This window comes from Phenylobacterium sp. (assembly GCF_046290725.1).
Taxonomy (GTDB): Bacteria; Pseudomonadota; Alphaproteobacteria; order Caulobacterales; family Caulobacteraceae; genus Phenylobacterium.
The window spans coordinates 386,856-404,412 of the sequence record NZ_JBKBUH010000001.1; the positions used below are offsets into that span (position 1 = coordinate 386,856).

Below are 17,557 nucleotides of genomic sequence, written 5' to 3' on the forward strand. Positions count from 1 at the left end.
CATGACCGCGACCGCGCCACGCAGGAGGGGCCGTCCGGGGCGCGCCGCGCGTCCGGTGGAAGAGACGCGCGCGGCCATCCTGCAGGCGGCTCTGACGCTTTTCTCGCAGCGGGGGTTCGAGGGCGCGGCCATGCGCGACATCGCCGCCCTGGCCGGGGTGGAGCACAGCCTGCTGCGCTACCACTTCGGGGACAAGGGAGCGCTATGGCGCGCCGCCCTGCGGCGGCTGATCGACCATATGGACGAGGAAATGGCGCAGAGCTGGCGCGCCAGCCGCGGCCAGACCGCCGAGGCGCGTTTCCGCCAGGCCGTGCGGGACTATGTGCGCTACTGCGCCCGCAATCCGGAGCATGCACGGATCATGGTGCAGGAGGCGGCGGGTGAGAACGACCGCGTCGCCTGGATCGCAGAAGAGATCGTCAAGCCTCAGCACCGCCGTACGGCGCGGGTGCTGGAGACCCTTATGGACGAGGGCCGCCTGCCGCGCATGCCGGTGCGCTCACTGATCTACATCCTCTCGGCCGGCGCCCAGGCCCCCTTCACCCTGGCCGGCGAGGTGAAGGCGGCCTACGGCGTCGACACCTCGCAGGAAGCCGAGATCGAGGCCCATGCCGAGGCCCTGCTCTCCCTGCTGCTGCGCGATTAGACGAGCGTTTCGAACTCGTCGACGAGGCGCTCGATCTGGCGCATGCCGGCCGCCCAGAACGCCTTTTCCCGCGGATTGAGCCCGAAAGGCGCGAGCGCCTCCACATAGGTGCGGGCGCCGCCGGCCGCGAGCAGGTCCTCATAGAGCGGGGCGAAGCCTTCCGGATCCTCCCGCCGCTTCTCCATCAGGCCACGGACCAGGAGGTCGCCGAAGGCGTAGGCGTAGACGTAGAAGGGCGCATGCACGAAGTGGCTGACATAGGCCCAATAGTGCTCGTAGCCGGAATTGAGCTTGACCGCGGGGCCCAGGCTTTCGGCCATGATCTCCAGCCATAGGTCGCCGATCTGCTCGGCCGACAGCTCGCCTTCCTGCCGTGCGGCGTGGAACCGGGTTTCGAAGCGATGGAAGGCGATCTGGCGCACGACCGTGTTGAGGCCATCCTCGATCTTCCCGGCCAGCAGGCCGCGGCGCTCCTCCGGCGTCGCCTGGGCCAGCAGCCGCTCGAACACCAGCCCCTCGCCGAAGATGGAGGCGGTCTCGGCCAGGGTGAGAGGCGTATCGGCCAGCAGCGTGCCCAGCGGCGCGCAGAGCGTCTGGTGCACGGCGTGGCCGAGCTCGTGGGCCAAGGTCAGCACGTCCCGCCGCTCGCCCATATAGTTCAGGAACACATAGGGGTGCCGATCGGCGTTCACCGGATGCGAATAGGCGCCTGACTGCTTGCCCGGCCGGGGGCGCGCGTCGATCCAGGGCTGATCGAAGAAGACCCGCGCGGTGTCGGCGAACTTGGGGGCCAGGGCCGAGAAGCTCTCCAGAACGATGCCCTTGGCCTCATCCCAGCCGTAGGTGCGAGGCTGGGCGGCGTCGAGCGGGGCGTTGCGGTCCCAGTAGTCGAGGGTCTTGCGCCCCATGACCTTGGCCTTGAGCGCATAGTAGCGATGGCTGACCGCAGGGTAGGACTCGACCACCGCCGCCTCCAGCGCCTCCACGGCGTCGGCGTCGACCTCGTTGGCGATATGGCGCGAGGCCGCCGGAGTGGGATAGCTCCGCCAGCGGTCCTCAACCTGCTTTTCGAAGGCCAGCGTGTCGAGCGCCAGGGACAGCACCGGCGTCCGCTCCTCCAGCGATTTGGCCAAGCCTTGCGCCGCCTGCCGCCGGCGACCGGCGTCTGGATCGGAGAGGCGGTTCAGCGCCTCGGACAGGGTGAGCGTGTCGCGCCCCGCCTTGACGGTCAGACGGGCCAGGGTCTCGTCCCAGAGCCGCATCCAGTTGGCCACCGCCGGGCCGCGGTCGATCAGCAGCCGCTCCAGGTCCTGAGAAAGCTCATGCGGACGGGTCAGCCGCAGGCGCCGCAGCCAGGGCCGCCACCGGGCGGCGGGCGGATGGGCGGAAAGCGCGGCCTCGAGTTCGGCGTCCTCCAGCTGGTTGAGCTCGAGGGTGAAAAAGAGGCTCTCGGCGGCGATCTGGGCGGCGCGGGCGCGGAAGTCGGCCTCGAACTTCGCCCAGGCCGGATCGTCGCGGGCGGTGGAGGCGGCCAGGGAGGCGAAGGCGCCGACGCTCCAGAGCCCGTTGGTGGCCTGCTCATAGAGCGACACGCCGCGGTCGAGGAGTTCACCCAGCTCGCGCGGCTGGCTCCGCAGCTCCAGGAACCGGCCCTTCAGGGCCGTCAGCTCCTGGTTGGTCGCCGCGGCCGCGGTCAGGTCGGCCTCGATCCGGGGATCCTCTCGGCCGGAATAGAGGTCGTCGAGCCGCCACTGCGGCAGGGTCTCGGGCTTTACAAGCGCGTTCATGGGGGAGGATTTAGCGGTTCGGGCGGCCCGCCGCCACCGCCCGACCGCCACCCCGCCTCAAGTCTTCGGCGCCGGCCCCCTCGCCCCTTCGACCGTCGGAGCCCGGGACGTCTTGCGCGCTTCCGACAGGACATAGGCCCGCAGATCCTCCGCGCCCCGGGCATCGATGAAGCGCGAGAAGCTGGCCATGCCGCGGGGCGCCAGGGCGCCGTCGATCAACACCGACTTCCAGCTCTCCTCGCCCAGCAGCATCTGCGAACGCTTCAGGTCGGGCAGGAAGGCTCCGCCCGCGTTCGGCCCATGACAGACCTGGCAGTTCTGATGGTAGAGCTCGAAACCACGACGCAGGTCGCCGCGGGAGCTGACGCCCGTCAGGTCGATGGTCGGCGGCTCGGGGATCTCATAGGCCGGCGCCTGGGCCGTCCCGCCCAGCTTGAAGACCATAAGGCGCCCTGGCAGGCGCGGGCGGTCGGGCAGGAAGGCCGGCGCGGACAGGGCCCCGGCGCCGCCATAGCCGACCATCAGCGCCACATACTGCTCGCCGTCGATCTCGTAGGTGGACGGCGCGGCGATCACCCCGTTCTGGGTGGGATAGCTCCAGAGCTTCTTGCCGTCGGCGGCGCTGTAGGCGGCGAACTCGCCCTGGGCCGCACCCTGGAACACCAGGCCGCCGGCCGTCGACAGCACGCCGGCGTTCCAGAAGAACGGATGCTCGATGGTGAAGCGGGCCTGCTGGGCCACCGGGTCCCAGGCGATGAGCTGGCCCTTCACCATGGCCTTGACGGCGGCGATCTGGGCCTGGTCGTCGGGCAGGGCGTTGGCGAGGAAGTCGGTGCCGACGTTCCAGGCGCCGGGACGATGCTGATAGCCGGCGTCATCGACATAGCCGAAAGGCAGCACCTGGGCCGGAATATAGACCAGGCCTTCGGTGGGATTGAACGCCATCGGATGCCAGTTGTGGGCGCCGAACGGCGCGGGCACCTGCAAGGAAGGCGCATCGGTATAGCGCGCCCCGGGCGTCTCGATAGGTCGGCCGGTCGCCATGTCGACGCCCGTGGCCCAGGTGATGGGCACATAGGGTTTGGCCGAGAGGAGCTGCCCCGTCGCCCGGTCGAGCACATAGAAGAAGCCGTTCTTGGGCGCCTGCATGAGCACCTTGCGCGGCTGCCCGTCGAGCGTCAGGTCGGCCAGGATGATGTGCTGGGTGGCGGTGTAGTCCCAGCTCTCGCCCGGGGTCGTCTGGTAGTGCCAGACATATTCGCCGGTGTCCGGCTTGAGGGCCAGGATCGAGGACAGGAAGAGATTGTCGCCCTTGCCGTCGGAGCGTTTCTGATGGTTCCAGGGCGTGCCGTTGCCGACACCCGCATAGAGGATGTCGAGCTCGGGGTCGTAGGCCATGGCGTCCCAGACTGTGCCGCCGCCGCCGGTCGCCTTCCAGCCCTCGCCGAACCAGGTGGCCGCGCCCTTCTCGCTCATCGCCTTGTCGGAGGCGGCGTTGTCGGGCTGCCCGTTCGGGTTCGGCGTGGTGTAGAAGCGCCAGACGAGCTTGCCCGTGGCCGCGTCATAGGCCGAGAGGTAGCCGCGCACCCCGTACTCGGCCCCGCCGTTGCCGATCAGGACCTTGTCCTTGATGACCCGCGGGGCGCCGGTGATGGTGTAGGGCCTTGAGGTGTCGGTGGTCTGGACGGACCAGACCTCGCGTCCGGTGGCCGCGTCGAGCGCGATCAGCCGCCCATCCAGCGCGCCCACATAGACGCGGCCCTTCCACACCGCCACGCCGCGGTTGACCACGTCGCAGCAGGCGTCGAAGCCCTTGGCGCCCTCGACTTTCGGATCGTAGGACCACTTCAGCGCGCCTGTCTTGGCGTCGAAGGCGTAGACCTTGGACCAGGCGGTGGTGGTGTAGAGCACGCCGTCGACCATCAGCGGGGTGGCTTCCTGCCCGCGGTCGGTGTCGAACTCATAGAACCAGGCCAAGCCGAGTTGGCCGACATTGGACGCGTTGATCTTGTCGAGCGGGCTGTGCCGCTGCTCGTCATAGGTCCGGCCGTAGGAGAGCCATTCACCCGGCGCGCCGGCGGCGATCCGCGATCCATCCACATTGGCGGCCCCGCCGCCGCCCTGGCCGCATGCCGCCAAGAGCGCCGCAGCCGCCAAGGCGGCCGCCAGTTTCAGGGTCTTCATGGATCACGCCTCCCTCTTGGCCGTTCAAGCGCGGCCTTCGCGGGCGACTGTGCGGCCGATCCGTGGAACCGGCAAGATTTCCGCCGCGTCAGGCGGTGCCGCCGGGCCGGTCCAGCGCCCAGGCGAGCGCCGCCAGGACCAGGTAGACGGCGATGGCCGTCGCGCCGAGGCCGACCATATCGCCGCCGCCGGGCATCAGCATGGCCACGATCTGCACCGCCACAAGCGCCGCCAGGAACACCAGCACCGGCCAGAGGCTGCGGCCGGCCCGGCCGCGGACCCAGGCCCAGGCGGCGGCTCCCAGCCCCAAAAGACCGATCTCCACCGCCTGTTCGGGGACCGGATAGTTCCAGAGCCCGAACCCCGCCTTCGGCCCGCCGAACCACAGCTCGAGATCCGGCCGGTGCACCAGGAGGTCGAGCAGCCAGTGGGAGAAGACCACCAGCCCGACGAACACCGCCGGCCGCCAGGAGAGCCTGAGCGCATGGCGGGCGAGCAGCGCGCCGGCCAGCGACCAGGCAAGCGCCGCCGGCAGGCTGTGCGTCCAGGGCATATGGTAGAGGTCGAGCGCGCTGCCCGGCAGGGTGGGATCGATCCGGACCTTCTCGACGCCGGCCATGACCAGGCCGCCCCAGCCGATGTCGACCAGCTGAGCGGCGATGACATAGGTCCAGAGCGGTGCGCGCGGCTCGGCGGCCTTGGCGGCGACGGCGGCGGCGTAGTGGCCCACGAACATGGCGGCGTCCTTCCCTCTCGACCGCCATGGTTGAGCTTGGCGGACGCGCGGCGCAACCGCCGTTTTCCGAACTTCAGCCATTCGGAAATGCAGCCGGCGGCCCCTCGTCCGTTAACCCCCGACTCAGGAGTCCGAAACCCCGCCTTTACCCCGGCCCTGTACCAATCCGGGTCAAGAAGAGCCTGGCCCGAAGAGGTCAGCGTCCGTTTCAGGTGTGGGTGTTTTCAGATGTCCAAGACGGTCCTCGTCGTCGATGACGACCCGACGCAACGCCGGCTGATCCAGGCGGTCCTGGAGCGCGAAGGCTTCGCCGTGGCACATGCCGAGAACGGCGACCAGGCCATCGCGCGGCTGCAGTCGGGCGCGCCCTGCGACCTTGTCCTGCTCGACCTGAACATGCCCGGCCTCTCCGGTCAGGAAACCCTGAAGGAGATGCGCGCCCGTGGGTTCGCCCAGCCCGTGGTGGTGCTCACCGCCACCGGCGGCATCGATACGGTTGTCCAGGCCATGCAGGCCGGCGCCGTCGACTTCTTCGTCAAGCCGGCCAGCCCCGAGCGGATCATCGTCTCGATCCGCAACGCGCTTTCGATGGGCGCCCTGAAGGGTGAGGTGGAACGGCTGAAGAAGCACGCCACCGGGCGCATGACCTTCGCCGACATGGTGGGAACCTCGCCGGCCATGACCATGGTCAAGCGCATGGGCGAGCGGGCGGCCAAGTCGTCCATTCCCATCTTGATCACCGGGGAGAGCGGCGTCGGCAAGGAGGTCATCGCGCGCGCCCTGCACGGCTCGTCCGACCGGGCCGGCAAGCCGTTCGTGGCGGTGAACTGCGGCGCCATTCCGGAGAACCTGGTCGAGAGCATCCTCTTCGGCCATGAGAAGGGCAGCTTCACCGGCGCTACCGACAAGCATCTGGGCAAGTTCCAGGAAGCCAACGGCGGAACGCTCTTCCTCGACGAGGTGGGCGAGCTGCCCCTGGACATCCAGGTCAAGCTGCTGCGCGCCCTGCAGGAGAGCGAGATCGACCCGGTCGGCGCGAAGCGCTCGGTCAAGGTGGACGTGCGCATCGTCTCGGCCACCAATCGCGACCTGACACAGGCGGTGAAGGACGGCGCCTTCCGCGAGGACCTGTTCTATCGCCTGAACGTCTTCCCCATCGAAGCGCCGGCCTTGCGCGAGCGGCGCGAGGACATCCCGGCCCTCCTCGATCACTTCATCCGCCGTTTCAATGTGGAGGAAGGCAAGTCGGTGGTGGGCGCCTCGCCCGAGACCCTCGCCCTGCTGACCGGCTATGACTGGCCCGGCAACGTGCGCCAGTTGGAGAACGCGGTCTATCGCGCCATCGTGCTGGCCGACGCGCCCTATCTGCAGCCCTACGACTTCCCCGCCATTTCCGGGATCGCGGCCCCGCCGCCCGAAGCGTTGCCTGCCGCCGTTGCGGTTCCGGCGCCTGTCCCGGCCGCGGGCGGCGAGACGCCCGCCGCCGAGGCGCCGGTGCGGATCCTTGACCATCGGGGACACCTGCGGACGCTGGAGGAGATCGAACGCGATCTGATCCAGCTGGCCATCGAGATCTATGCCGGCCATATGAGCGAGGTCGCCCGCCGCCTCGGCATCGGCCGCTCCACCCTCTATCGCAAGGTTCGCGAGCAAGGGCTGGAAGGGGTGATCAAGGAAGCCTCCAACGAGGGCGACACGGCGGCGGCCTAAGCAAGGCGCTCCTCAGCTCATCCCGACGAAGGCCGGGACCCAAGCTGAGTTGGAGTAGCGGAAAGGCTGCCTGGACCTCAGCTTTCGCCGGGGTGATCGGTATTGGATTAGTCTTCTGAATAAGGCTTGGCGCGACGGCGGAAGGGCTTGCGCGCCAGCTCCTTCTTCTCGCCCTTGGCCTTGGCGGCGATCTCCTTGAGCTTCACCGCCTGCATGGCCGACAGCGCCTCGCCGGGCGCGCCCTTCTCGGGATCGCCGAAGGCGCGGCCGTAGGTCTTGACCCGCTCCTCGACCGAGCCGAGGAACTCGCCCTCCCAGTCGGAGAGCTTGACGCCCGCCCGGTCGGCCTGGCGGCGGGCACGCTTGAGGGCGTTCAGCGCGGCCCGCTTGGCCTGCGCCTTCCGGTCGGGCGGCCCCCGCTTCAAATCTCTCCGATCGCCGAGAGATAGAGGTCGAGGATCGCCTCCTCCTCCATCCGCTTGGCCCGGTCCTGCTTGCGGATGCGGACGACCTTGCGCAGCACCTTGACGTCGAAGCCGTTGCCCTTGGCCTCGGCGAAGACTTCCTTGATCTGTTCGGCGATCTCGGCCTTCTCCTGCTCCAGCCGCTCGACGCGCTCGATGATGCTCTTCAGCTGGCCCTGGGCGGCCTGGTTCAGGATGTCGCCGTGGGGGTTGTCGTCGGACATGGAGGCAGGCTCTCGCGAGTCGGGGGTGTCGGAAAGGCGCGGAAACTAGCGGCGCGCCCCGGCGCTGTCACCAGGGCGCTGAACCTTCGCCGCACGCCGTCCGTTGAGGCGGATCGACGCGGAGTTTCCCATGCCCGAAACCAAGCCCCGCCCCACCCAGGAAGAGGCCGAAGCCGCGGTCCGCACGCTCATCGAATGGGCGGGCGACGATCCTGACCGCGAAGGCCTGCTGGACACGCCCAAGCGGGTGGCCAAGTCCTACCGCGAGCTGTTCTCCGGCTATGAGGCCGATCCGCGCGAGTATCTCGAGCGCACCTTCGACGAGGTCGGCGGCTATGACGAGCTGGTGGTGCTGCGCGACATCCGCGTGGTCAGCTTCTGCGAGCACCATATGCTGCCTTTCCTCGGCAAGGCGCATGTGGGTTATCTGCCGCGCAACCGGGTGGTCGGGATCTCGAAGCTGGCGCGCGTGGTCCACGGCTTCGCCCGGCGCCTGCAGATCCAGGAGAAGCTGACCGCCGAGATCGCCGAGGCCATCCAGGACATCCTCGACCCCAAGGGCGTTGGCGTGGTGGTGGTCTCCGAGCACAGCTGCATGACCATGCGTGGGGTCAACACCCCCGGCTCGCGCCTGACCACCAGCCACCTGCTGGGCGAGGTGCGCGACGATCCGCGGACGCGGCAGGAGTTCTTCGAGCTGGTGCGGAACGGATGAGGCCAGCGTGTCATCCCGGTTTCGGCGCAGCCGAAGACCGGGACCTATGAACACCGGATGGCCCAGGATGCGGCTCGCGCGTCGTTCCATCCGATCAGATCGGGCGCGAATGGGTCCCGGTCTTGCTTCGCAAACCGGGATGACACTCGGGGTTACAGCAGCCCCCGCGACTCCAGCGCCGGGCGCAGCGCCGCCGGATCGGTGAAGTGCAGGGTGTCGAAGCCCAGCTCCGCCGCCGCGGCGATGTTCCAGGCGCTGTCGTCGACGAAGAGGAAGTCTTCCGGCGCGCAGCCGAACCGCTCGCAGGCGCGCTGATAGATTTCCGGCTGCGGCTTCATCAGCTTCTCGTTCGCCGAGATGACGAAGCCTTCGATCCGCCGAAACGCCGGACTCATGGCGGTGATCCCGTCGAACACCTCGTGGGACATGTTGGAGAGCACGAACTGCGGCACGCCGCGGGCGTGCAGGGCCTCGATGGCGGCCTCGGCCTCGGCGATCGTTCCGGAGAACATCTCCCACCACCGCTGCTCCCAGGCCAGGATCGCCTCGGCGTACTCCGGGAACTCGTCCAGCAGCGGCTTGCGGTTCTCTTCGAAGGTCACGCCCAGGTCGTGCCGGACGTGCCATTCCATGGTGCAGACATGCGAAAGGAACCGGTCGCATTCGGCCGGTTCCTCGAAGAACTTTTCGTAGAGCGTGCGCGGGTTCCAGCGCACGATGACGTTGCCGACGTCCCAGAGAACCGCTTTCGGCATCTCCGGGACCTTCGCGTCCTCAGCCCTGCTTGGCCTTGAAGCGCGGATCGGTCTTGTTGATGACGTAAACCCGGCCCTTACGGCGCACGAGCTTGCAGTCGCGGTGGCGAGTCTTGAGCGACTTGAGCGAGCTTCTGACCTTCATGACCGTGATCTCATGGGCGCCCGCGAGGGCGTCGATGTCTTACAGGAGCCGGCGCGTATAAGGGGGCCTGGCCGTGGAGTCAATGCCGTGGGCGGCGTCTCTGCGGCGCAGCCGGCTGACGGGCTTGTGATGGACGCCCAGCGCCCGACGCCTTTAGATTCCTCCAAATGGACCGCCGGTCATTCATCGTTCTGCTCGCGGCGGGTTGCGCCGATCCTTCGGCCAATTTTGTGCCGGCCGCCGGTCAGCCCACGCCCCAGGCCCCCCCGCCCCCAGCGCCTACGGTCAGTTCGGGCGACGCCGGCTTCGACGCCTGGGCGCGGGACTTCTATCGCAAGGCCTTGCAGGGGGGAATCGGCGCGCCGGTTCTGGACCGGGAATTGGCGGGGCTGACGCCCAATCCGCGGGTGATGTCGCTGGATTCGGCCCAGCCGGAGTTCTCCCGCCCCATCGGCGACTACATCCGCGGCGCCGTCTCCGACGACCGGATTGCGCGGGGCCAGCGGTTCCGCACCGAGCTTTCCTTCTGGCCGCAGATCGAGGCGCGCTATGGCGTGCCCCGTGAGATCCTGATCGCCATCTGGGCGATGGAGAGCGCCTTTGGCGCGGTCCAGGGCGACTTCGACGTTGTCCGCTCCATGGCGAGCCTGGCCTATCATGGCCGCCGCCGCGCTTGGGCCGAAGGCGAGCTGATCGCCGCCCTGCGGATCATCGGCTCGGGCGAGGCCGCCCGGGCCCAGCTGAAGGGCTCCTGGGCGGGCGCCATGGGCCAGACCCAGTTCCTGCCCTCCAACTATCTCTCCACCGCCGTAGACGCCGACGGGGATGGCAAGCGCGATATCTGGGGCTCGCGGGCCGACGCCCTGGCTTCGGCCGCCAACCTGCTGGCCAAGGGCGGCTGGGCGCGGGGGGTGGGCTGGGCGCAGGAAGTCGCCCTGCCGCCGGGCTTCGACTATTCCCTGACCGAGGGGCCGCGCGAGCCGTCCGGCTGGTGGAGCGAGCGTGGCGTGCGCCGAGCCGACGGACGGTCCTGGAGCGCAGCCGATGCGGCCGCCCCGGCCCAGCTGGTCGCGCCGGCCGGCGCGGGCGGACCGGCCTTCCTGCTGCTGCCCAACCACTTCTCGATCCGCAAGTACAACAACTCCACCGCCTATGCCCTGGCCGTCGGTCTGCTGGCCGACCGCATGGCCGGCGCCGCGCCGCTGGTCAGGTCCTGGCCGACTGAGACGCCGCTTTCGCTGTCCGATCGGATATCCGCCCAGGTGGCGCTGACCAAGCTCGGCTTTAATCCGGGCGAGCCGGACGGGGTGGTGGGCGTCAATACCCGCCAGGCGCTGCGGGCCTGGCAGAAGTCGCGGGGCCTGACGGCCGACGGCTATCTGAACGCCGAGATGGTGCGCCGCCTGAACGTCGAGGCCGACCAGGCAGGCGCGATCTAGACCCCGCCCTCGTCGCGCTTCTCCAGCGTCGCCTTGGCGGCGTCGGCGCGAGTGGCCGGTTGGGGATGAGCGTTGCGCAGCTGCGGATTGCGGAAGGCGTAGGCCAGCATGGCCAGCATCAAGAGGGCGCTGAGCACGAAGGGCGCCGGGGCGATCGCCTGATAGAGCCAGACGAAGGCCGGGGCGAGCACCACGTTGACGCCGTTGACAGCGGCGATAGCGCCTGCGACGCGGGCCTGTTCGTGCATATCCACCGCGAGCGACGAGCCCGCCGTGAAGCCGGGACGCGCCAGGCCGAAGCCGAGACTCGATATGGCGTAGCCCGCCACCACCGCGGCGTAGGTCGGCTGCAGCGCGACGATGACGTTGCCGAGCGCCGCCACCGCCACGCCCCACCGCAGGAGCTGGCGCGGCGTCATCTCGAACATGCGGATGATGCCCCATTGGGCCAGCAGGCCGGCCACGGCCCCGAACATCATGGCGATGGCGATGAAGCCCTGGGCCTGCATGGGCGAGAGCTTCAGCTTGTCGATGATCAGGAAGCCGAGCGTCTGGGCCTGGGCCGTCTGGCAGACGGCGACGATGAAGCCGTAGATCAGGAACGGCGTGACCCGGGGGTCGCGCCACATCGGCCTGGCCTTCACCGCAGGGACGCCGTCCGCCTTCGGCGCCTCGTCCTCGCGCACCATGTGCTGGCTCTCGGGCAGGTATTTCCAGACCACGAACAGCATGGCGCCGGCCAGCAGCGCGAAGCCGTACATCGGGCCGGCCAGCCCTATGATCGGCAGGACGAAGACCGGCGCCAGAAAGGGGCCGATCACGGTGCCCAGGCCGAATGCGCCGGCCAGGGCCGACATCGACTGGGTCCGCTGCTCAGGCGGCGTATGCTCGGCGACATAGGCCTGGGTGGCGGGGTTCGAGGCGGCGCCGAACAGGCCGAACAGCGCCCGCGCCAGGAGAAACAGGCCGAAGATCACCATCGGCGTGGCCAGGTGCGCCAGGCCGGCGCCGACCACCAGGCCGCAGGCGATCATCGAGACCATGAAGCCCGTCAGGCCGATCAGCATCAGCGGCTTGCGGCCGTACTTGTCCGACGCGCGCGCCCAGAAGGGCGAGGAGAAGGCCCAGAGCAGGGCCGAGAGCGAGAAGATCGCCGCCACCATGGGATCGGGGATGCCGATGGACCGCCCGATGGCGGGCAGCACCGAGATCATGCCCGTATTGCCCATCGCCGTGACCAGCGAGACGCTGAAGATGATCGCGAACGACCCCTTTGGCAGGCCGTCCGGCGGTGGCGCGATCCTGGGCATGGGTTGAGCTGTTAAGCCGCGCCGCGACGCTGCGCAAACCCGGAAGATGCTCACCTCGAATTAAGCATTAATCGCGAATCTGGCGCCTCACGCGGGGGACGCAAAGCCTAAGCCATGTTTCAGATCATCGGCATCGTGCTGCTGTTTGCGTTGGTGTTCGGCAGCTACATCCTGGCCGGCGGCAAGATGGGCGTGATCCTGCACGCCCTGCCCCACGAGATGATGGCCATCGGCGGCGCGGGGATTGCAGCCTTCCTGATCGGCAACTCGATTCCGGTGATCAAAGGCACGCTGTCGGGTCTGGGGAAGGTGTTCTCCGGCGCCAAATGGAAGGCCTCCGACTATCGCGACCTGCTCTCGCTGCTGTTCCTGCTGACCAAGACGATGAAGTCCAAGGGCGTGATCGCCCTGGAGAGCCACATCGAAAACCCCAAGGAGAGCACGATCTTCTCGCGCTTCCCGAAGGTGATGAAGGACCACTTCGCCGTCGACTTCATCTGCGACACCCTGCGGATGATGACCATGAACCTCGAAGACCCGCATCAGGTCGAGGACGCCATGGAGAAACAGCTGGAGAAGCATCACCACGAGGCCATGGCCCCGGCCGGCGCCCTGCAGAACATGGCCGACGCCTTGCCCGCCTTGGGCATCGTCGCGGCCGTGCTGGGGGTCATCAAGACCATGGGCTCGATCACCGAGCCGCCGGAGGTGCTGGGCGGCATGATCGGCGGCGCCCTGGTCGGCACTTTCCTTGGCGTGTTCCTGGCCTATGGCCTGGTCGGCCCGATGGCCAACCGGCTGAAGGAGCTGATCGAGGAGGAGCACTCCTACTATAAGATCATCCAGTCGGTGCTTGTGGCGCACCTGCACGGCAACGCCGCACAGATTTCGGTCGAGATCGGCCGCGGCAACGTCCCCTCCGGCGCCCAGCCGAGCTTCCTGGAGCTGGAAGAGGCGCTCTCCTCGATCCCGAACGAGGCCTAACTCCCCGGCGGCCTCCGCGCCACATAGACCACGTGCCGGCGCAAGGGATGGTCCGGCGCCAGGCGGGGATGGTCGAAGTCCCGCGCCGGATCCGGCGTCATGCCGATGCGGCGCATGACGGCCTGGGAGTTCAGATTCGTCGCCCCGGTGAAAGCGACGATCTCGGGCGTGTCGATGTGCGCGAGGCCCCAGGCGAGCGCCGCCCTTGCTCCCTCAGTGGCGAGCCCGCCGCCCCAGGCGTCGGGAGCCAGACGCCAGCCCATCTCCACCGCAGGGCCGATCGGCAGGGCGCCCTCCGCGACCGTGGAAAGCCCGATGAACCCCACGAGCCTTGCGTCGGCGCGGCGCTCGGCCGCCCACAGCCCCCAGCCGCGCTCGGCGATGTGGGCCTGAATCCGATCCATCAGGGCGTCGCTGGCCACACGGTCGAGCACGCCGCCCAGCCATTCGCCCACGCGCGGGTCGCCGTTGAGCGCGGCGAACGGATCGCGGTCGCTCTCGCGATAGGGACGAAGGATCAGGCGCTCGGTCTGGATCACGGGCCGAGCTTAGGCGCGTCGCGAGAGGCCGGCTATTCCGGCCAGAGCTCCTGGACGTCGCCCTTGCGGTTCAGCACCCGGACCGCGCGTTTGACCACGGCCAGCAGGCGTTCCTTGCGGGCCTTTTCGTCGAAGGTCATGGCCCCCCGGGCCATCCCCTCGAGCAGGAACCGGCCAAGGTCGCGGCTGGTCTGGAAGCGCGGATCGCCGCCCGCCTGCGCGATGGCCAGGAAACGGTCGCCGATCTGGTTGCGGTCGAAGGCGCTCTGCGCCGACGCCAGGCGCGCCTTCAGCATGGGATCGGTGCGAGCGGCCGATTCCAATTCGGCGAAGGCGAGAAAGGGGATCTCGTGCAGCAGCGCCCAATAGGCGTCGATGGCGTGCTCGGCGGCGTCCACGCCCGGCGGCGGAGCCGAGGCGTACTGTTCGAACAGCCGAGCCCGTTCGAGGTCGATGAAGGCGACGGCGGCCTCCACCAGCTCCTCGCGGCTGGCGAAATGGTAGAGCATCGCGCCGCGGGTGAGATTGGCCGCGTCGGCGATCACCGCGTTGGTGGCGGCGTGATAGCCCAACTGAGCGAACAGCCGCATGGCGGCGTCCAGGATGCGCGCGCGGGTCCGCCGAGACTTCGGCGTCTCCTTCGCAGGATAGGTTCGGGCGTCCATCGGGACCTTGTACGAGGAAGACCTGGGGAGGGTCGGCCTTGGCGAATCCCTTACGCCGAAAGGCGGCGCGACAAAAGGGCCGATCACGGTTTCATGAGAATGACATGCAATCAGCCTATCGCGCGGGCAATTGGCCGCACATCTGGGGGGCGCCCATGGCTGGTTTCGCGGTACGCCGTTATCGAACGGTGTTCATATCCGACATCCATCTGGGCACCCGCGGGTGCCAGGCGGAGATCCTGCTGGACTTCATCCGGCACATCGAATGCGACACGCTCTATCTGGTCGGCGACATCGTCGACGGGTGGAAGCTGCGCTCCGGCTGGCACTGGCCGCAGTCGCACAACGACGTGGTCCAGAAGATCCTGCGCATGGCCCGCAAGGGCGTGAAGGTGGTCTACGTCCCCGGCAATCACGACGACCGGGTGCGCGACTTCGTCGGCGTCCACTTCGGCGGGGTGCTGGTGGCGCGCGACGCGATCCATGAGGCGGCCGACGGGCGGCGGTATCTGGTGACCCACGGCGACGAGTTCGACGGCGTGGTGCAGCACGCCAAGTGGCTGGCCTTCCTGGGCGATTACGCCTACCGGGCGCTGCTGACCGCCAACACGCTCTTCAACCGCGTGCGCCGCCGCCTGGGCTTCGGCTACTGGAGCCTATCGGCTTATCTGAAGACGCGGGTGAAGAACGCCCTGCAATTTGTCGAAAACTTCGAGGCCGCCGTCGCCGAGGAGGCCCGCCGGCGCGGCGTGGACGGGGTGATCTGCGGCCACATCCACAAGGCCGAGATGCGCGACATCGACGGCATCGTCTATATCAACGACGGGGACTGGGTGGAGAGCTGTTCGGCCCTCGTGGAGCATCCGGACGGCCGGATGGAGATCCTGGAGTGGGCCAGGCTGCGGTCCTGGTCGGCCATCGACCGCACCCGCCGGGACGAGCCGGCGACCGCCCTTCCCGAAGCGGCCTGAATCCGGCGTTATGTTGACAGGGCGCCGGTTTTGGTGACAGTGCCACTGTCATGAAAACGCCCGAGCGCTATTCGTCGAGCCTGCGCGATCGACAGAAGGCCGAGACCCAGGCCCAGATCATGCAGGCGGTGGCCCGGAAGCTGGAGTCCGGTCCGCTGGAGGACCTGAGCTTCGCCGAGATCGCCGCCGAGGCGGAGGTGGGCGAGCGCACCGTCTACCGGCATTTCCCCACCAAGGAAGCCCTGCTGGGCGCCTTCTGGGCCTGGCTGCAGTCGCAGGCGGCCACTCCGGTGCGCCCGGCCTCGCGCATCCGCGACGCGATCACCGCGCCGCGCGCCGACGGGCAGAAGCCGATGCGCATCATGCTGGTCACCGACGCCTGGGAGCCGCAGGTGAACGGCGTGGTCCGCACCCTGACCCGGGTGGTGAGGGAGCTTAAGGACCTGGGCCACGCCGTGGAGGTGATCAGCCCCGATCAGTTCAAGACCTTCCCCCTGCCGACCTATCCGGAGATCAAGGTGGCGCTGGCCGCCCACGAGCCCGTGCAGGAGCGGTTCAAGGCGTTCGAGCCGGAGGCGATCCATATCGCCACCGAAGGCCCGCTGGGCCTCGCCGCGCGGCGGATCTGCGTGGAGTGGAAGCTGCCCTTCACCACCAGCTATCACACGCGGTTCCCCGAATATGTCTCGGCGCGCCTGCCCGTGCCGCTGGCCGCCGGCTACGCCTATATGAAGTGGTTCCACAAGCCGTCGGGCCGCCTGATGGTGGCGACGCCCACCATGCGCGACGAGCTTTCGCGCCACGGCTTTCGCAATATCTCCTCCTGGTCGCGCGGCGTCGACACACAGATGTTCCGCCCACGGAAGGATGGCGAGCCCGATGTGTTCGAAGGCCTGGCGCGCCCGATCTTCCTCTATGTCGGCCGGGTGGCGGTGGAGAAGAACATCGAGGCGTTCCTGGGCCTGGACCTGCCCGGGACCAAGGTGGTGGTGGGCGATGGGCCGCAGCGCGAAGAGCTGATCGCGAAATATCCGAAGGCGGTCTTCACCGGCGCCAAGTTCGGCGAGGAACTGGCGGCGCATTTCGCCTGCGCTGACGTCTTCGTCTTCCCCTCGCTCACCGACACCTTCGGCCTGGTGATCCTGGAGGCCATGGCGGCGGGCACGCCGGTCGCCGCCTATCCGGCGCCGGGGCCGATCGATATCGTTCCGGGGTCGGGCGCCGGCGTGCTGGCGGCCAGCGCCACCGAAGGCCTGCGCGAAGCATGCCTGGAGTGCCTGAAGCTCGACCGCAAGGCGGTGCGCGCCTTCGCCGAGACCTTCTCCTGGAAGGCCTGCGCTGAGGATTTCGTGCGCAACCTGCAGCCCTATCCAGAGCCGGAGAAGACCCGCTTCTGGCGCCGTCTGCGCCGGCTCGCGCGAGTGCGGCGGCGACGTCCCGAGGCGGCGTAGGCGCTCGCCTCAGAGCAGCCGCGAGCGGATGGTCTGGGAAAGCATGTCGATGAGGGTGACCGCCACGACGATCACGATGGCGATGGCCGCCACGCGTGAATAGGCGAAGCTGTTCAGCGAATCGAACAGGATCTGGCCGATGCCGCCGGCCCCGATCAGGCCCAGCACCGTGGCCGCGCGGCTGTTCGATTCGAAGCGGTAGAGGGCGTAGGAGGTCCAGAGCGGCGCCACCTGCGGAATGACGCCCCAGACCACCTCCTGCAGCGGCGCGGCGCCGGTGGCGCGGACGCCCTCGACGGGGCCCTTGTCGATCGCCTCGACGGCCTCGGAAAACAGCTTTCCCAGCACCCCGCCGGTGTTCAAGGCGAGCGCCATGACCCCGGCGAAGGGGCCAAGGCCGACCGCCACCACGAAGATGGTGCCGATCACCAGGTCAGGGATCGAGCGCAGGCCGTCCATCAGCCGGCGAATCGGCAACTGGATATAGGCCGGCGTCACGTTGCGGGCGCCCAGCAGGCCGAGCGGAATGGCCAGCAGCACCGCGATGGCCGTACCCCACATGGCGATCTGGATGGTCAGCCACATCTGGGCCACCAGCAGGCGCCAGTCGCTGAAATCCGGATGCAGGAACTCGCGCCCGAACTGGCGCATGTTCTCGGAATTCTGGAACAGCAGCGGCAGCTTGCGCATCTCCGCCGGTCCGAAGCTCGCCACCAGCAGGATGAAGATCCCGCCCCAGAGGATGAGGTCGAAAAGCTGTTGTCCGAGCGGCCGGCTCGGCGGCTTCAGGGTGTCGGTCGCGGGCGCGGCGGCGGTCACGGGGTCTTTCGAA

General features: G+C 68.6%; 18 protein-coding genes and 1 pseudogene. 8 read left to right on the forward strand and 11 right to left on the reverse strand.

From position 1 onward, the window contains the following. The first annotated feature begins 1 nt into the window (after nt 1). Entirely contained in the window at nt 2-646 is a 645-nt protein-coding gene (locus ACK41C_RS02085; RefSeq protein ID WP_409649875.1) for a TetR/AcrR family transcriptional regulator, read from the forward strand. On the opposite strand, the gene ACK41C_RS02090 is transcribed toward ACK41C_RS02085, so the two are convergent. From ACK41C_RS02090 to ACK41C_RS02100, 3 genes are all read right to left on the reverse strand, one after another. Continuing rightward, entirely contained in the window at nt 643-2,433 is a 1,791-nt protein-coding gene (locus ACK41C_RS02090; protein WP_409649878.1) for a M3 family oligoendopeptidase, read from the reverse strand. The two genes, ACK41C_RS02085 and ACK41C_RS02090, sit on opposite strands and share 4 nt — an antisense overlap. Before the next feature lie 57 nt (nt 2,434-2,490). Beyond that, on the reverse strand, nt 2,491-4,617 hold the full coding sequence (locus ACK41C_RS02095) for a PQQ-dependent dehydrogenase, methanol/ethanol family (protein ID WP_409649880.1): 2,127 nt from the start codon (nt 4,615-4,617) through the stop codon (nt 2,491-2,493). Nucleotides 4,618-4,705: 88 nt separating this feature from the next. Then, nucleotides 4,706-5,353, reverse strand: a complete 648-nt coding sequence (locus tag ACK41C_RS02100; RefSeq protein WP_409649883.1) for a metal-dependent hydrolase — start codon at nt 5,351-5,353, stop codon at nt 4,706-4,708. 228 nt (nt 5,354-5,581) lie between these two features. Here ACK41C_RS02100 and ACK41C_RS02105 point away from each other — a divergent pair, with 228 nt between their 5' ends. Next, nucleotides 5,582-7,063 carry a sigma-54-dependent transcriptional regulator gene (locus ACK41C_RS02105; protein ID WP_409649886.1) on the forward strand — a complete coding sequence of 494 codons (1,482 nt, stop codon included), beginning with the start codon at nt 5,582-5,584 and terminating at the stop codon, nt 7,061-7,063. A gap of 107 nt (nt 7,064-7,170) precedes the next feature. On the opposite strand, the gene ACK41C_RS02110 is transcribed toward ACK41C_RS02105, so the two are convergent. Then, a complete protein-coding gene (locus ACK41C_RS02110; protein ID WP_409649889.1) occupies nt 7,171-7,488 on the reverse strand; it encodes a hypothetical protein in 318 nt (105 codons plus the stop codon). Next, nucleotides 7,485-7,751 (reverse strand): DUF2312 domain-containing protein, encoded by a 267-nt coding sequence (locus tag ACK41C_RS02115; protein WP_409649892.1) that lies wholly within the window; start codon nt 7,749-7,751, stop codon nt 7,485-7,487. The genes ACK41C_RS02110 and ACK41C_RS02115 overlap by 4 nt, the downstream gene beginning before the upstream one ends. 130 nt (nt 7,752-7,881) lie before the next feature. On the opposite strand from ACK41C_RS02115, the gene folE reads away from it, so the two are divergent. Continuing rightward, the gene (gene folE, locus ACK41C_RS02120; protein ID WP_409649895.1) at nt 7,882-8,466 is read left to right on the forward strand and encodes a GTP cyclohydrolase I FolE; all 585 of its coding nucleotides are present in this window, start codon (nt 7,882-7,884) and stop codon (nt 8,464-8,466) included. A 152-nt stretch (nt 8,467-8,618) separates the two neighbouring features. Here the strand turns inward: folE and ACK41C_RS02125 are convergent, their stop codons facing one another. After that, nucleotides 8,619-9,221 (reverse strand): HAD family hydrolase, encoded by a 603-nt coding sequence (locus tag ACK41C_RS02125; protein ID WP_409649898.1) that lies wholly within the window; start codon nt 9,219-9,221, stop codon nt 8,619-8,621. 19 nt (nt 9,222-9,240) lie between these two features. Then, on the reverse strand, nt 9,241-9,366 hold the full coding sequence (gene ykgO, locus ACK41C_RS02130) for a type B 50S ribosomal protein L36 (RefSeq protein ID WP_012523667.1): 126 nt from the start codon (nt 9,364-9,366) through the stop codon (nt 9,241-9,243). 167 nt (nt 9,367-9,533) lie between these two features. On the opposite strand from ykgO, the gene ACK41C_RS02135 reads away from it, so the two are divergent. Beyond that, on the forward strand, nt 9,534-10,805 hold the full coding sequence (locus ACK41C_RS02135) for a lytic murein transglycosylase (protein ID WP_409649901.1): 1,272 nt from the start codon (nt 9,534-9,536) through the stop codon (nt 10,803-10,805). Here the strand turns inward: ACK41C_RS02135 and ACK41C_RS02140 are convergent. Further along, entirely contained in the window at nt 10,802-12,115 is a 1,314-nt protein-coding gene (locus tag ACK41C_RS02140; protein ID WP_409649905.1) for an MFS transporter, read from the reverse strand. The genes ACK41C_RS02135 and ACK41C_RS02140 overlap by 4 nt on opposite strands. Nucleotides 12,116-12,229: 114 nt before the next feature. Here ACK41C_RS02140 and motA point away from each other — a divergent pair, with 114 nt between their 5' ends. Further along, nucleotides 12,230-13,099 carry a flagellar motor stator protein MotA gene (motA, locus tag ACK41C_RS02145; RefSeq protein WP_409649908.1) on the forward strand — a complete coding sequence of 290 codons (870 nt, stop codon included), beginning with the start codon at nt 12,230-12,232 and terminating at the stop codon, nt 13,097-13,099. Here the strand turns inward: motA and ACK41C_RS02150 are convergent. Next, the gene (locus ACK41C_RS02150; protein WP_409649911.1) at nt 13,096-13,638 is read right to left on the reverse strand and encodes a GNAT family N-acetyltransferase; all 543 of its coding nucleotides are present in this window, start codon (nt 13,636-13,638) and stop codon (nt 13,096-13,098) included. The two genes, motA and ACK41C_RS02150, sit on opposite strands and share 4 nt — an antisense overlap. A gap of 32 nt (nt 13,639-13,670) precedes the next feature. Further along, complete coding sequence (locus ACK41C_RS02155; RefSeq protein WP_409649913.1) at nt 13,671-14,303, reverse strand: TetR family transcriptional regulator; 633 nt, start codon at nt 14,301-14,303, stop codon at nt 13,671-13,673. A gap of 155 nt (nt 14,304-14,458) precedes the next feature. On the opposite strand from ACK41C_RS02155, the gene ACK41C_RS02160 reads away from it, so the two are divergent. From ACK41C_RS02160 to ACK41C_RS02170, 3 genes and pseudogenes are all read left to right on the forward strand, one after another. Then, the gene (locus ACK41C_RS02160) at nt 14,459-15,274 is read left to right on the forward strand and encodes a UDP-2,3-diacylglucosamine diphosphatase (protein ID WP_409653869.1); all 816 of its coding nucleotides are present in this window, start codon (nt 14,459-14,461) and stop codon (nt 15,272-15,274) included. Between the two features lie 119 nt (nt 15,275-15,393). Next, nucleotides 15,394-15,516, forward strand: a pseudogene (locus ACK41C_RS02165) (TetR family transcriptional regulator); the annotation flags it as partial. Nucleotides 15,517-15,627: 111 nt separating this feature from the next. Then, on the forward strand, nt 15,628-16,725 hold the full coding sequence (locus tag ACK41C_RS02170) for a glycosyltransferase family 4 protein (RefSeq protein ID WP_409653871.1): 1,098 nt from the start codon (nt 15,628-15,630) through the stop codon (nt 16,723-16,725). A gap of 9 nt (nt 16,726-16,734) precedes the next feature. Here the strand turns inward: ACK41C_RS02170 and phnE are convergent, their stop codons facing one another. Further along, complete coding sequence (gene phnE, locus ACK41C_RS02175) at nt 16,735-17,544, reverse strand: phosphonate ABC transporter, permease protein PhnE (RefSeq protein WP_409649916.1); 810 nt, start codon at nt 17,542-17,544, stop codon at nt 16,735-16,737. Between the last annotated feature and the right edge of the window lie 13 nt (nt 17,545-17,557).

Coding starts and splice junctions, on each gene's coding strand:
- ACK41C_RS02085 (WP_409649875.1), top strand. CDS start 2: ATGACCGCGACCGCGCCACGCAGGAGGGGCCGTCCGGGGCGCGCCGCG.
- ACK41C_RS02090 (WP_409649878.1), bottom strand. CDS start 2,433: ATGAACGCGCTTGTAAAGCCCGAGACCCTGCCGCAGTGGCGGCTCGAC.
- ACK41C_RS02095 (WP_409649880.1), bottom strand. CDS start 4,617: ATGAAGACCCTGAAACTGGCGGCCGCCTTGGCGGCTGCGGCGCTCTTG.
- ACK41C_RS02100 (WP_409649883.1), bottom strand. CDS start 5,353: ATGTTCGTGGGCCACTACGCCGCCGCCGTCGCCGCCAAGGCCGCCGAG.
- ACK41C_RS02105 (WP_409649886.1), top strand. CDS start 5,582: ATGTCCAAGACGGTCCTCGTCGTCGATGACGACCCGACGCAACGCCGG.
- ACK41C_RS02115 (WP_409649892.1), bottom strand. CDS start 7,751: ATGTCCGACGACAACCCCCACGGCGACATCCTGAACCAGGCCGCCCAG.
- folE (WP_409649895.1), top strand. CDS start 7,882: ATGCCCGAAACCAAGCCCCGCCCCACCCAGGAAGAGGCCGAAGCCGCG.
- ACK41C_RS02125 (WP_409649898.1), bottom strand. CDS start 9,221: ATGCCGAAAGCGGTTCTCTGGGACGTCGGCAACGTCATCGTGCGCTGG.
- ykgO (WP_012523667.1), bottom strand. CDS start 9,366: ATGAAGGTCAGAAGCTCGCTCAAGTCGCTCAAGACTCGCCACCGCGAC.
- ACK41C_RS02135 (WP_409649901.1), top strand. CDS start 9,534: ATGGACCGCCGGTCATTCATCGTTCTGCTCGCGGCGGGTTGCGCCGAT.
- ACK41C_RS02140 (WP_409649905.1), bottom strand. CDS start 12,115: ATGCCCAGGATCGCGCCACCGCCGGACGGCCTGCCAAAGGGGTCGTTC.
- motA (WP_409649908.1), top strand. CDS start 12,230: ATGTTTCAGATCATCGGCATCGTGCTGCTGTTTGCGTTGGTGTTCGGC.
- ACK41C_RS02155 (WP_409649913.1), bottom strand. CDS start 14,303: ATGGACGCCCGAACCTATCCTGCGAAGGAGACGCCGAAGTCTCGGCGG.
- ACK41C_RS02160 (WP_409653869.1), top strand. CDS start 14,459: ATGGCTGGTTTCGCGGTACGCCGTTATCGAACGGTGTTCATATCCGAC.
- ACK41C_RS02170 (WP_409653871.1), top strand. CDS start 15,628: ATGCGCATCATGCTGGTCACCGACGCCTGGGAGCCGCAGGTGAACGGC.